The following is a 14474-nucleotide window of genomic DNA, read 5'->3' as shown; positions in this document are numbered from 1 at the left end:
TGTTTTTTTATTCTCTTAAAGCAGGCGTCACAGCAGTTTTACAAAAAGTAAACCGTTTCTTTTGGTAATCTAATAAACCAGAATCTTTTAACTGTTTGATTACTTGTCCAGCAGTCTCTCTCGTTGTCCCACTATTAACCGCTAATTCTTTTAGTGTGATAGGGTATGGAATTTCGACATGGCCATCTGTGGTTGGTATGCCAAGCTCTTCTTTTAAAATGAATAAGTTTTGTTTCACTCGATCAAAAGCGCTAGAAGTTAAACCGATCTGTATCCGCAGTTCGTGCATCGCTACTACTTTTGAGATTTTATGGATCATATAGAGTAATTGTTTTGGATTGTTTTTCGCAATTTTTTCATAACAAGATACTGGGAAAGAGAAAGTTTCGATGTCTGTCATTGCTTGAGCAGTGTATGAATAAATTCCTTCTTCAAAAATACCAGACATTGGGAAAAGGTTATTTGGATTGACATAATCATAATAATAATAAGTAGCACTTTCATCATATCGTTCTAGACGAACCAATCCTGATGTTAAAATGTAGAGACGTTGTCGTTCATCTCCTTCATCAAATAAAATTTGTCCTTTTTTATAAGAACGAAGGATCGTATGCTCTTTAATGAGCTCAAATTCCTCGTCAGTAAAGTTTTCAAAATCAGGTTGATAGCGTAACTTTGAAAAATGATAATCAATTCTATTTATACGCATAAAACTCCCACTCCTTACTTTCAGCTACATACTATATTGTGACTGGTTTTGGCTTAAATGTAAAGTTTTAACCTAGAAGAAAAATCATGGTTAAAAAAGCAATTTTATTCTTTGTGATCAGTCTTTTTTGTTATTATGAATAATTTATACAGATAGATTGCATAATTCTTTTTAATGATTGGTATTTTTGTATAAAAAACACAATTATTACATAAAGCAAGCGCTATCAACCTTGTGAAATATCGAAAAAGAAAATATTCAAAAATAATTTTTTAATGAATAAATATTTTTTTGAGAGAGTTTTCAGTATAAAAAAAGTGATAAAAGTTAATAAAAAATGTAAAAACGTTTATTTATTTAATTGTCTTCTAATAATGTGAAATTGCTCTCGTTTTAGATGAGAAGAAATTATGAAAGTGGTTACAAAAAGGCGGTATTCTATGTATGTAATCAAAACGAAGGAGGCAACACAACATGGATAAACCTATTCACGTTTTCTCTGAGATAGGGAAGTTAAAGACAGTTTTATTGAAACGACCTGGACAAGAAGTGGAAAATTTAACACCAGATATTATGGACCGTCTGTTGTTTGATGATATTCCATATCTGCCAATCGCACAAGAAGAGCATGACTATTTTGCAAAGACATTGCAAGATGAAGGCGTCGAAACTTTATATCTAGAAAAATTAGCTGCAGAAGCAATTGATGCCGGCAATGTCAAAGAACAATTTTTAAATAAAATGTTAGACGAATCCCACATTGCATCTTCTGCTGTAAGAGATGGTCTTCATGAGTTCCTTCTATCAATGGAAACCCAAGAAATGGTAGATAAAATTATGGCGGGTGTCCGCACGAAAGATATTTCAGTTCGTTCAAACAGTCTGTATGATCTTTCTTCAGATGACGACTATCCATTCTATATGGACCCAATGCCAAACCTTTACTTTACACGTGATCCTTCCGCATCAATGGGAAATGGGATGACTGTTAACATGATGACATTTGAAGCACGTCGTCGTGAATCAATGTTTACTGAATACATCTTGAAACATCACCCACGTTTTGCGAACAAAGGGGTTGAAGTATGGTTAGATCGTGAAAACCCTGATCACATCGAAGGTGGAGATGAATTAATCCTAAGTGACAAAGTCGTCGCTGTAGGTATCTCACAACGAACAAGCGCTAAAGCAATCGAAAAATTAGCACGTAATTTATTTGCTAAACATGCAGGCTTTGAAAAAGTCCTAGCAATCAAGATTCCTAACAATCGAGCAATGATGCATTTAGATACTGTGTTTACCATGGTTGATCATGATAAATTCACGATCCATCCAGCAATCCAAAGTAAAGAAGGAAAAATGGATGTCTTTACGATCGAACAAGCAGGCGATGACATCAAGATCGCCCATTCTGATGACTTACAAGCGTCATTAAAAGCTGCGTTAGGTTTGGATGATTTAGTCTTGATCCCAACTGGTAATGGTGATGCGATCGTTGCTCCTCGTGAACAATGGAATGATGGTTCTAACACCCTAGCAATCGCACCAGGTGTTGTCGTAACGTACAACCGTAACTATGTATCAAATGAATTATTACGTAGCTATGGCATCAAAGTATTGGAAATCAATTCAAGTGAGTTGTCACGCGGTCGTGGTGGTCCACGCTGCATGAGCCAACCATTAGTACGTGAAGATTTAAAATAATATGAATGCTAGTGGCAGTCTAACTGTCAGCTGCCACTAGATTTCCTCTTTAAAACAAAAACAAACAACCTAAAGGAGAATTTTAGTTATGAAAGAGTCAGTATTTCAAGGAAGAAGTTTATTAGCAGAAAAAGATTTTACAAAAGAAGAATTACAATATCTAATCGATTTTTCTGAACACTTAAAAGATTTGAAAAAACGTGGCATTCCACATCACTACTTAGAAGGTAAAAACATTGCACTTTTATTTGAAAAAACGTCTACTCGTACACGTGCAGCTTTTACAACTGCAGCAATCGATTTAGGTGCGCATCCTGAATATCTAGGTGCCAATGATATCCAATTAGGTAAAAAAGAATCAACAGAAGATACAGCTAAAGTATTAGGTCGAATGTTTGACGGAATTGAGTTCCGCGGCTTTAGCCAAAAAATGGTGGAAGAACTAGCAGAATTTTCTGGTGTTCCAGTATGGAATGGTTTAACAGACGAATGGCATCCAACACAAATGATCGCAGATTTCTTAACAATCCAAGAAAACTTTGGAACAGTTGAAGGAATCACAGTGGCATATTGTGGTGACGGACGTAACAACATGGCGAACTCTTTACTTGTGACTGGGGCTATTTTAGGTGCAAACATGCGTATCGTAGCACCAAAAGAATTACAACCAGAAGAAGAAATCGTCAAAATGGCAGAAGAATTTGCTGCTAAATCTGGTGCACAATTAATGATCACTGATGACGTGGATAAAGGTGTTGACGGTGCTGACGTACTTTATTCAGATGTTTGGGTATCAATGGGTGAAGAAGATAAATTTGAAGAACGAATCAAATTGTTGAAACCTTACCAAATCAACATGGAAATGATCGAAAAAACGCACAATACTGACCGTTTGATTTTCTTACATTGCTTACCAGCATTCCATGATACTAACACAATCTATGGTGAACAAATGAAAGAACGCTTCGGCATTACTGAGATGGAAGTTACTGATGAAGTCTTCCGCAGTAAATATGCACGTCAATTCGACCAAGCAGAAAACCGCATGCACTCAATCAAAGCGATCATGGCAGCAACACTTGGTAACTTGTTTATTCCTCGTGTGTAACGGTTAATCACATTCATCTCAAGAACAAAACGAGTCAGCTTTAATGGACCTCATCATGGGCTGGCTTGTTTTGTCATTGAGAAAATTCAGAACTCTCTGGAGAAAGGAAGACAAATATGGCAAATCGTAAAGTAGTTGTCGCATTAGGTGGTAATGCGATTTTATCAACAGATGCAAGTGCAAAAGCACAACAAGAGGCATTGATGGAAACAGCAAAATACTTAGTAAAATTCATTGAACAAGGGGATGAGTTGATCATTTCTCACGGGAATGGACCACAAGTAGGGAATTTGCTGATCCAACAACAAGCAGCTGACTCAGAAAAGACACCAGCGATGCCTTTAGATACTTGTGTTGCAATGACAGAAGGATCAATTGGGTACTGGTTACAAAATGCAATGGGTGAAGTGTTGAAAGAAAAAGGCATTGATAAAGATGTGGTTTCACTTGTTACGCAAGTCATCGTTGATGAAAACGATCCATCATTTAAAAACCCAAGCAAACCAGTAGGACCATTCTATACCGAAGAAGAAGCCAATGAACAAATGAAAGCTGATTCAACAGTAACCTTTAAAGAAGATGCTGGTCGTGGCTGGCGTAAAGTAGTGGCTTCTCCTAAACCAATTTCAATTAAAGAAGCACGAGTGATTGAAACGCTAGTAGAACAAGGCGTGATTACAGTCTCTGTTGGTGGTGGTGGAATTCCTGTTGTGGAAACGGCAACTGGTTTAGAAGGTAGAGAAGCGGTCATCGATAAAGATTTTGCTTCTGAAAAATTAGCGGAAATCATCGATGCAGATCTATTGATCGTTTTAACTGGAGTAGATAATGTTTATGTAAATTATCAAAAACCAGATCAAAAGAAACTAGAAACTGTTTCAGTTTCAGAAATGAAGCAATACATTGATGAAAATCAATTTGCACCAGGAAGTATGCTGCCAAAAGTCGAAGCGGCAATTGCCTTTGTTGAGGCAAAACCAAAAGCTAAAGCGATTATTACTTCTTTAGAAAATATCGAGAACCTTCTCGCATCTGAAGAAGGAACGATCATCGTAGCGGATAACTAAGAATTCTTTTTCTTAGGAAATGAACTATGTTAAAAAGTGTCCAGTTGGTATTTCTTCTCCTTTAGACCTTCTGGACATTTTTTATAAGAAATCCCTAGCCAGCAGTTTTTTTTTCTGCTATAATTCAATTAATATAATAATTTCATAGTTTGTTGAACAAGAGAGTAATTGTATTTACTTGATCAAAGCGAGTTTGGGTGTGGTGAAAGCCAAACGAGAGGATACAATGAAGCGCACTTGGAGAACTCTGTCTAAGACAGACGGCTATCAACCGATATCAGATGAAGCTGGTCCTAGCAAATAGGACAACTGGAGTGGTACCGCGGGATATCTCGTCTCTAGTGATCATAGTTATCTATGATCACTAGAGATTTTTTTGTTTTCAGCAAACAAAAGTATTTATAGGAGGAATGTAAATGAATAACAAAGATATTGTATCAAAAGCGATCTATGACGTTGTCAAAGACGATCTTACAATGGAACAAGTAGAAAAACTATTAGAAAATCCAAAATCTGCAGACCATGGGGATGTAGCCTTTCCTGCCTTTTCATTAGCGAAAATCTATCGAAAAGCCCCTCAACAAATTGCAGCTGACCTAGCAGAAAAAATCGATTCAACAAACTTTGAAAAAATCGAAGTGGTTGGTCCTTACTTAAACTTCTTTATGAATAAAGCGATGATCAGTAAAGAAGTTTTGGCTTCTGTCGTGAAAGAAAAAGAACATTATGGCGACAGCTCCATCGGAAATAACGGAAACGTACCAATCGATATGTCTTCTCCTAATATTGCAAAGCCGATTTCAATGGGGCATTTGCGTTCTACAGTTATCGGGAACTCCATCGGATTTATCATGGAAAAATTAGGCTACAACCCGATTCGTATCAATCATTTAGGAGATTGGGGCACACAGTTTGGGAAACTGATTGTGGCTTATAAAAAATGGGGTTCAGAAGAAGCAGTACGTTCTGAACCAATCAATGAATTGTTGCGTCTGTATGTTCAATTCCATGAAGTGGCTGAAACAGAACCAGAATTGAATGATGAAGCACGTTCATGGTTTAAACGTTTGGAGGAAGGCGACAAAGAAGCCATTGAATTATGGCAATGGTTCCGCGACGAATCTATGAAAGAGTTCAATAAAATCTACGATCTATTAGAAGTTCGTTTTGATTCTTTAAATGGTGAAGCTTTCTATAACGATAAAATGGATGAAATCGTAGAACTTTTAGAAGAAAAACATTTATTGCAAGCAGATAAAGGTGCTGAAATCGTTGACTTATCAGCTTATGATTTGAACCCAGCGTTGATCAAGAAATCAGATGGTGCAACACTTTATATCACTCGTGATTTAGCAGCAGCTCTTTACCGCAAACGCACCTATGATTTTAAACAATCATTGTATGTTGTCGGAAACGAACAAAGTTATCACTTCAAACAATTGAAAGCTGTTCTTAAAGAATTAGGCTTTGATTGGTCAGATGATATGCATCACATCCCATTCGGATTGATTACTCAAGGTGGTAAAAAACTATCAACACGTAAAGGGAAAATTGTTTTACTTGAAGAAGTGCTAAATGAAGCCATTGACTCTGCTAAAGAACAGATCAGTGAGAAAAATCCTGATTTAGAAAATAAAGATGTGGTAGCTAAACAAGTCGGTGTTGGCGCAGTTATCTTCCATGATTTAAAAAACGATCGCCTAAATACATTTGACTTTAATTTAGAAGAAGTTGTACGTTTCGAAGGTGAAACAGGACCTTATGTACAATATACACATGCTCGTGCTGTCAGCTTGTTAGCAAAAGCCGATTTTACGCCATCGACAGATCAAGAATACGCCTTGAATGATGAAAACAGCTGGGAAGTTGTAAAATTGATTCAAAAATACCCAGAAACTGTTTTACAAGCAGGTGAAAAATACGAACCGTCTATTATTGCGAAACATGCAATCAAGTTAGCCCAAGCATTTAATAAATATTATGCACATACTAAAATTTTAGTTGAAGATGACCAAAAAGAAGCGCGTTTAGCATTAGTTTATGCTGTAACAGTCTTGTTAAAAGAAGATTTACGTTTGCTTGGCTTACACGCACCAGATAAAATGTAAGAAAAGTAACGTACACAAATAAACCGTCCCTTACGAAAGGCTTACTTATAATAGTAGCTTTCGTGAGGGGCGGTTTATTTTATATAGAAGTGATTGGGACAGATATCATCCATTCATTGATTCATGCTGCGTTGATTAAATTTAGTTGGCTTAAAAAAGTGTTGTTTCTTTGGGAGCATGTAAGAAGGCTTCCACCAATTTTGCTTCTTCTTCATCTTTGGAAATGATAATGGTTGTATCGAACCCGGCAATCGTACTGACGATATGAGGTGGTTTGATATCGTCTAAAACGGCAGCGAAAAGATGTGCGTTGTCTGGTAAGGTATGGACGACCGTCAGAAAATGGACCCGTTCCACTTTTAACACGATGTCTTCGATCATTTGGACTAACCGTTTTTCATCATCTGTTTTTGCTTCGAGTCCTTTTTTTCCTTGAAAAAGAACAAAATGGGAAACGCCATTTTCATCTGGTACTTTTACGATTTTTAAGTCACGAATATCTCTGGAAATCGTAGCTTGTGTCGCTGTTACACCATAATTCTCCAGTTTGGCCAAGAGTTCTTCTTGTGTACGGATCGTAAATTCCCCGATCACTTGTTTAATAAGTAAATGTCGCTCAGATTTACGCATATTCTTTCTCCTTTACGAAAGATTTCACATGTATCATATCAAAAAAAAATCGAGTTGCCCAATATTATTCTGATTTATGAGATAACTCTAGGAATTATGATCATTTGTTAATGAGAGAGTAAAGCATAAAAGATGAGAATAAATGCAGAGGCAACTAGAGATTTCTCTTGATATTTACTAGCAAGTCAGGTAAAATATTGAATGTTGAGCAAGAATGTCACCTTAGCTATTGCTATACAGGTAGGTTACTTGTATAATGTTTAAAGATGCTTTTTGCATCAACAAATCCACATTCCTGTTGGATCGTTGATAGGTGCTTGAAAAAGTTTGTCAGCGAGGTGAAAGACAGGGAGAGGAAAAATAAAAACCAAATCGGAGGAAACAAAAATGGCAGTAATTTCAATGAAACAATTACTAGAAGCCGGCGTACATTTTGGTCACCAAACTCGTCGCTGGAACCCAAAAATGAAGAAATATATCTTCACAGAAAGAAACGGAATCTACATCATCGACTTACAAAAAACTGTTAAGTTAGTAGATGCAGCTTATGACTACATGAAGAGCGTTGCAGAAGAAGGCGGCGTAGCTTTATTCGTAGGTACGAAAAAACAAGCACAAGAAGCAATCAAAGATGAAGCAACACGTGCTGGACAATACTTTGTAAACCATCGTTGGTTAGGTGGAACATTGACTAACTGGGATACAATCCAAAAACGTATCAGCCGTTTGAAACAAATCAATGCAATGGAAGAAGATGGAACTTTTGAAGTTCTACCTAAAAAAGAAGTTGCTGGTTTGAACAAACAACGTGAACGTCTTGAAAAATTCTTGGGTGGTATCGCTGATATGCCAAGAATTCCAGATGTAATGTACATCGTTGACCCACGTAAAGAGCGCATTGCTGTTCAAGAAGCGCATAAATTAAATATCCCAATCGTAGCTATGGTTGATACAAACTGCGACCCAGACGAAATCGACGTAGTTATCCCTTCAAATGACGATGCAATCCGTGCCGTTAAATTGATTACTTCAAAAATGGCTGATGCATTTATCGAAGGTAACCAAGGGGAAGACCAAGTAGTTGAAGAAGACTTTGTAGTAGAAAACAATGCTACTTCAATCGAAGAAATCGTTGACGTTGTAGAAGGCGACAACACTTCAGCAGAATAATTTTTAAATGATGGAGCTGTTTCAAAGGCTAGGCGACAAGCCTCACTCTCCTTTGAAACAGCTTTTTTTAAAAAGAAACTATAGGAGGATACAATAATGGCAGATGTAACAGCTAAAATGGTAAAAGAACTACGCGAAATGACAGGCGTAGGTATGATGGATGCGAAAAAAGCATTAGTTGAAGTAGAAGGCGATATGGAAAAAGCAGTAGATCTTTTACGTGAAAAAGGAATGGCTAAAGCAGCTAAGAAAAATGATCGTATTGCAGCTGAAGGATTAGCTTCAGTAGCAATCAAAGGAAATACTGCAGCAATCGTTGAAGTTAACTCAGAAACAGACTTTGTTTCTAAAAACGAAATGTTCCAAGATCTAGTGAAAGAAATCGCTGAACTTGTTGCGGAAAACAAACCTGCAGACATGGAAGCTGCAATGAAGATCAAAACAGAAAAAGGTACGATCGAATCTGACTTGATCGAAGCAACACAAGTAATCGGAGAAAAAATCAGCTTCCGTCGTTTTGAAGTAGTTGAAAAAGAAGATAACGCTGCTTTCGGTGGTTACTTACACATGGGCGGACGTATCGCTGTATTGACTGTTTTAGATGGAACAACTGATGAATCTGTAGCAAGAGACGTTGCTATGCACGTAGCTGCAATCAATCCTCGCTATGTAAACGAAACTCAAATTCCTGAAGCTGAATTAGAACATGAAAAAACTGTTCTTACAGAACAAGCTTTAAACGAAGGTAAGCCTGCTAATATCGTTGAAAAAATGGTAGAAGGACGCTTGAAGAAATTTAAAGCAGAAATCGCTTTGGTTGACCAACCATTCGTTAAAGATCCTGATATGACTGTTGAAAAATATGTTGCTTCTAAAGGTGCTACAGTGAAAACTTTTGTACGCTTTGAAGTTGGCGAAGGAATCGAAAAACGCGAAGACAACTTTGTTGAAGAAGTTATGAACCAAGTGAAAAAATAATTCTGAAAATCGAGTATATGTTATCTAATGTTGATTCATTTTGCGAGTCACTTTTTAAATGTTGGATCAACATTAGATAGTATGCTTATTTGGAATTAAAAAGGAGCAGCGACGTATGTCACAGCTCTTTTTTTTAGGCATAGGTACAAATGGTTAGACTTTTAGTGGCTAAATTACCTGAATATGGTAAAATAGCAATAGAAAATATTGGAGGAATGAACATGGTCACACCGAAATATCAGCGTGTTGTCTTAAAATTAAGTGGAGAAGCTTTAGCTGGGAATGAAGGCTTTGGAATCAAACCGCCTGTTATTAAAGAAATCATCCAAGAAATCAAAGAAGTGCACGAATTAGGCGTTGAAATGGCAATCGTGGTAGGCGGCGGCAATATTTGGCGCGGACAAATCGGTGCTCAGATGGGAATGGAACGTGCTCAAGCTGATTACATGGGGATGCTGGCAACTGTAATGAATGCTTTAGCGTTGCAAGATACTTTGGAAAATGTTGGTGTGCCAACACGTGTCCAAACATCAATCGAAATGCGACAAATTGCTGAACCATATATTCGCAGAAAAGCAGAACGTCATTTAGAAAAAGGCCGAATCGTGATTTTTGCAGGTGGAACTGGGAATCCATACTTTTCAACAGACACTACTGCAGCATTACGCGCAGCTGAGATTGGCGCTGATGTTATTTTAATGGCTAAAAACAATGTTGATGGTGTTTATTCAGCTGATCCAAAATTAGATTCAAATGCTGTGAAATTTGAAGAATTGACTCATTTAGAAGTGATTGCAAAAGGGTTGCAAGTAATGGACTCTACCGCTAGCTCACTAAGCATGGACAATGACATCCCATTGCTTGTCTTTAATTTAAATGAACATGGAAATATCCGTCGTGCAATCTTAGGCGAAAATATCGGAACAACTGTAAGGGGGAAATAAAAAATGGCAGATGCAATTATGACAGAAGCAAAAGAAAAGATGCAAAAAGCAGCACAAAATTTACAACGTGAGCTTGGACAAATTCGTGCAGGACGTGCCAATGCAAGTTTACTTGATCGAATCACAGTTAATTATTATGGTGCACCAACACCTTTGAACCAAATGGCTTCAATCCAAATCCCGGAAGCACGTGTTTTAATGATCACTCCATTTGATAAGAGCATTTTACAAGATGTTGAAAAAGCAATTATGGCAAGTGATATTGGAATCAGTCCAACCAATGATGGGAATGTCATTCGTTTAATTATTCCTCAATTAACTGAAGAACGTCGTAAAGAATTAGCAAAAGATGTAAAAAAAGAAGCAGAAAATGCAAAAATCGCTGTTCGTAACATTCGTCGTGATGCAATTGATGAATACAAAAAACAACAAAAAAATGGCGATATCACAGAAGATGATCTACGTGGATTAGAAAAAGAAGTACAAAAACTAACCGATGAAAGCATCAAAGAAGTAGATAAAATCGCTAGTGACAAAGAACAAGAATTACTGGAAGTTTAATCATAAAGCTTGGTAGAATCAGTCTTTTATCAATGCCGTTTATGTATTTTTACACCTACTAAAAAGCCTTGGACGATTTCTTGTCCTAGGCTTTTTTTATAGCAAAAGTTAAAAAATAAGAAAAAAGTCGTAGAAATAACTAAAAAAAGTAATCCAGCATAGGAAATCACGTGATAAATTGATATAATACTAAAGATAGTGGTAACTTTTAAGTATAGGAGGAAAAAGAATGTTACGTTTTTTTCCGCAAAAAAACAAGTATATTCAAGAAAAAAGTGATTTTCATTTTGCGGCTGAAGGTCCCATTCCTCAGCATATCGCAATCATTATGGACGGAAATGGTCGTTGGGCCCAAAATCGACGTTTACCTCGAGTTGCTGGGCATAAAGAAGGGATGGAGACAGTTAAAAAAGTAACCAAACAAGCTTCTCGTTTAGGTGTGAAAGTTTTAACCCTCTATGCTTTTTCAACAGAAAATTGGAAACGACCAAAAGATGAAGTCCGTTTTTTGATGCAACTTCCAGTGGATTTTTTTGATACATTTGTTCCAGAATTGATCAAAGAAAACGTTCAGGTTCGTGTCATGGGCTATGAAGAAGTATTACCTGAACATACACAAGATGCTGTTCGTCGAGCAATTGAGCAAACAAAAGATAATACTGGAATGATCCTTAACTTTGCTTTGAATTATGGAAGCAGAGCAGAGATTGTGACAGCAGTCAAAAAAATTGCTGAAGAAGTCAAAAATGAAGAAACTGCGATTGAAGCTATTGACGAAGAACTGATTGCAGATCATCTCATGACTGGTTTTTTGCCAACCGAATGGCGGGATCCTGAATTGGTTATTCGAACAAGTGGGGAAGAAAGAATTAGTAACTTCTTGCTTTGGCAACTTGCATACAGCGAATTGTATTTCACAAAAGCTTTGTGGCCTGATTTTGATGGGGCGCATCTAGAAGAAGCAATCGCAGCATTTCAAAACAGAGACCGTCGTTTCGGTGGCGTGAAGAAAACAGAGAAAGAAGGAGATCAGTCATGAAGCAACGAGTGATCACAGCTGCTATTGCCCTGGTCCTATTTATACCAATTATATGGATCGGTGGAATCACAATCGAATTTGTAGCAGCTTTGTTAGCAGTCGTCGGTGTCTATGAGTTATTCCGTATGAAGGGCTTGACGTTGTTAAGTTTTGAAGGAATATTATCAGCGATTGGAGCAGTTATTTTAGTTCTACCAAAAGAACGTTGGTTTTTCTTTTTACCGGAGAAGACAAGCACGTTTATGCTCTTTTACTTGATCGTCATGATCTTGTTAGGGACATCAGTTATTTCAAAGAATACCTATACGATTGATGAAGCGGGGTTCCCGGTAATTACTAGTTTATATGTAGGTATTGGATTTCAAAATTTCGTCAATGCAAGAACAGAAGGTTTGGCAGTCTTGCTCTTTGGATTATTTGTCGTTTGGGCAACTGATATCGGTGCTTATATGGTTGGAAGACAATACGGAAAACATAAGTTAAGTCCAGATGTTTCACCAAATAAAACAATCGAAGGAGCATTAGGTGGTATTGCTAGTGCATTAGTCGTTGCTTTGTTGTACTTCTTGTTCTATCCAGCCAAAGAATTATTTGGACATGGGCTGTTCTTCATGCTCCTTGTAACGATGCTCTTATCGATCGTGGGACAATTTGGTGATCTCGTTGAATCTTCGATCAAACGTCACTACGATGTCAAAGATTCTGGGAATATTTTACCAGGGCATGGCGGGATACTAGATCGTTTTGATAGTTTGCTTTTTGTCTTTCCAATCATGCATTTATTTGGATTGATTTAGTGATCATCAAAGACTTGAATGAGCACTTGCCTAATCGTCTACTCATTTATAAATAACAATAGTTTAATAGGATGTCAATGAGTTGTTAACTAAATATGGGTATGGGAATGAAGCATTATCTTTTTTCAAATCAATATGCGAGCTTTATGTTCACATCTTACTCAAAAAAGAATACGTGGTGTCTTAGAAGTTGTTCGTTCAGAAAATAAGCCGAATAATCCAGAAGAAAAATAGTTTTGGATTATTCGGCTTATTTCTAAAAATTGATTATTTCCAGCGCCACCTCTTTTCTTTAAAAAAACTAGGGCTATTGGTGAATAGCTATTAATATGGTAAAATTAAGATGTTTTATTTAACCTAAAAAAAAGTAAAGGAGAATGTAAAATGAAAACAATTATTACATTTATTATTGTTTTTGGCATTTTGGTCATTGTTCATGAATTTGGACACTTCTTCTTTGCGAAACGATCAGGAATTCTCGTTCGAGAGTTTGCAATTGGTATGGGACCCAAAATTTATGGGCATCAAGCTAAGGACGGAACTACCTATACACTACGTTTATTGCCAATCGGAGGTTATGTGAGGATGGCAGGAAACGGGGACGATGAAACAGAGATGGCTCCGGGAATGCCGTTATCTCTTTTATTAAATTCTGATGGTATCGTAGAGAAAATCAATTTAAGTAAAAAAGTACAGCTTACAAATAGTATCCCGATGGAATTGATTCGTTATGATCTTGAAGAAGAATTAACGATTACTGGCTATGTCAATGGCGAGGAAGAACAAGAAGTGACTTATTCTGTCGCGCATGATGCTTCGATCATTGAAGCCGATGGCACAGAACTTCGAATCGCTCCAAAAGACGTGCAGTTCCAATCAGCCAAATTATGGCAACGGATGTTGACGAATTTCGCAGGACCAATGAATAATTTCTTGTTAGCTATTTTGTTATTTATTCTGCTTGCTTTTATGCATGGCGGAGTTCAAGTCACTAACACGAATCAAATTGGCGAAGTCTTACCTAATGGTGCAGCACAAACTGCTGGTTTAAAAGAAAATGATAAAATCTTGGAGATCAATGGTAATGCCATTCATTCTTGGGGAGATCTAACGGCTACGATCACCGAGAATCCTGGGAAAAAACTCAATGTTGAAGTCGAGCGCAATGGTCAGAAACAAACCCTTTCAGTAACACCAGGCGTGGTAGAATCGAATGGAAAAAAATATGGGCAATTAGGAATCAAAGCACCAATGAAAACGGGATTTTTTGACAAAATCATTGGAGGAACACAACAAGCTTTCAGTAGTTCATTAGAAATTTTTAAAGCACTAGGCTCATTATTTACAAACTTTAGTTTAAATAAATTGGGCGGTCCTGTAATGATGTTCCAATTATCTTCAGAAGCTGCAGATCAAGGAATATTAACGGTCATTAGCTTGATGGCCATTCTTTCGATGAATTTGGGAATCGTTAACTTATTACCAATTCCAGCGCTTGACGGAGGAAAGCTTGTCTTGAACGTCGTGGAAGGGATTCGTGGAAAACCAATCAGCCAAGAAAAAGAAGGCTTTATCACATTAGCAGGCTTCGGTTTATTGATGCTTTTAATGGTATTAGTCACATGGAATGATATCCAACGATTCTTTTTCTAGAAAAAG

13 protein-coding genes and 1 other annotated feature are annotated in these 14474 nt (G+C 37.1%); of the genes, 11 read left to right on the top strand and 2 right to left on the bottom strand.

The window, feature by feature from the left end:
* Positions 1-7: 7 nt before the first annotated feature.
* Positions 8-709, bottom strand: a complete 702-nt coding sequence (locus IGK81_RS07865) for a Crp/Fnr family transcriptional regulator (RefSeq protein WP_010718864.1) — start codon at positions 707-709, stop codon at positions 8-10.
* A gap of 474 nt (positions 710-1183) precedes the next feature.
* On the opposite strand from IGK81_RS07865, the gene arcA reads away from it, so the two are divergent.
* The 4 genes from arcA to argS all read left to right on the top strand — a co-directional run bounded on the left by arcA (position 1184) and on the right by argS (position 6696).
* Positions 1184-2413 (top strand): arginine deiminase, encoded by a 1230-nt coding sequence (gene arcA / locus IGK81_RS07860; RefSeq protein WP_010718865.1) that lies wholly within the window; start codon positions 1184-1186, stop codon positions 2411-2413.
* An 88-nt stretch (positions 2414-2501) separates the two neighbouring features.
* Positions 2502-3521: an ornithine carbamoyltransferase gene (gene argF, locus IGK81_RS07855; RefSeq protein ID WP_010718866.1), complete on the top strand. Its 1020-nt coding sequence runs from the start codon at positions 2502-2504 to the stop codon at positions 3519-3521.
* Between the two features lie 116 nt (positions 3522-3637).
* Positions 3638-4588, top strand: coding sequence for a carbamate kinase (arcC, locus tag IGK81_RS07850; protein WP_010718867.1), 951 nt, complete (start codon positions 3638-3640; stop codon positions 4586-4588).
* 143 nt (positions 4589-4731) lie between these two features.
* Positions 4732-4931, top strand: a binding site (T-box leader).
* A 73-nt stretch (positions 4932-5004) separates the two neighbouring features.
* Positions 5005-6696, top strand: coding sequence for an arginine--tRNA ligase (gene argS / locus IGK81_RS07845; RefSeq protein WP_034698338.1), 1692 nt, complete (start codon positions 5005-5007; stop codon positions 6694-6696).
* Between the two features lie 150 nt (positions 6697-6846).
* On the opposite strand, the gene IGK81_RS07840 is transcribed toward argS, so the two are convergent.
* Entirely contained in the window at positions 6847-7326 is a 480-nt protein-coding gene (locus tag IGK81_RS07840) for an arginine repressor (protein ID WP_010737782.1), read from the bottom strand.
* Positions 7327-7713: 387 nt separating this feature from the next.
* Here IGK81_RS07840 and rpsB point away from each other — a divergent pair, with 387 nt between their 5' ends.
* The 7 genes from rpsB (at position 7714) to rseP (ending at position 14468) form a co-directional block, all read left to right on the top strand.
* Positions 7714-8496, top strand: a complete 783-nt coding sequence (rpsB, locus tag IGK81_RS07835; protein WP_010718870.1) for a 30S ribosomal protein S2 — start codon at positions 7714-7716, stop codon at positions 8494-8496.
* A gap of 96 nt (positions 8497-8592) precedes the next feature.
* Positions 8593-9474: a translation elongation factor Ts gene (tsf, locus tag IGK81_RS07830; protein ID WP_010718871.1), complete on the top strand. Its 882-nt coding sequence runs from the start codon at positions 8593-8595 to the stop codon at positions 9472-9474.
* A gap of 221 nt (positions 9475-9695) precedes the next feature.
* Positions 9696-10418: a UMP kinase gene (gene pyrH / locus IGK81_RS07825; RefSeq protein WP_010718872.1), complete on the top strand. Its 723-nt coding sequence runs from the start codon at positions 9696-9698 to the stop codon at positions 10416-10418.
* 3 nt (positions 10419-10421) lie between these two features.
* Entirely contained in the window at positions 10422-10979 is a 558-nt protein-coding gene (gene frr / locus IGK81_RS07820) for a ribosome recycling factor (RefSeq protein ID WP_010718873.1), read from the top strand.
* Positions 10980-11208: 229 nt separating this feature from the next.
* The gene (locus tag IGK81_RS07815; RefSeq protein WP_010718874.1) at positions 11209-12018 is read left to right on the top strand and encodes an isoprenyl transferase; all 810 of its coding nucleotides are present in this window, start codon (positions 11209-11211) and stop codon (positions 12016-12018) included.
* On the top strand, positions 12015-12815 hold the full coding sequence (locus IGK81_RS07810) for a phosphatidate cytidylyltransferase (protein ID WP_010718875.1): 801 nt from the start codon (positions 12015-12017) through the stop codon (positions 12813-12815). Before IGK81_RS07815 ends, IGK81_RS07810 begins: the two co-directional genes overlap by 4 nt.
* A 384-nt stretch (positions 12816-13199) precedes the next feature.
* Positions 13200-14468, top strand: a complete 1269-nt coding sequence (gene rseP / locus IGK81_RS07805; RefSeq protein WP_010718876.1) for an RIP metalloprotease RseP — start codon at positions 13200-13202, stop codon at positions 14466-14468.
* Positions 14469-14474: the final 6 nt, after the last annotated feature.

This window comes from Enterococcus sp. DIV0703, assembly GCF_051711065.1.
GTDB classification, from domain to species: domain Bacteria; phylum Bacillota; class Bacilli; order Lactobacillales; family Enterococcaceae; genus Enterococcus_B; species Enterococcus_B hirae.
This window is presented reverse-complemented; position numbering and strand designations above follow the sequence as displayed.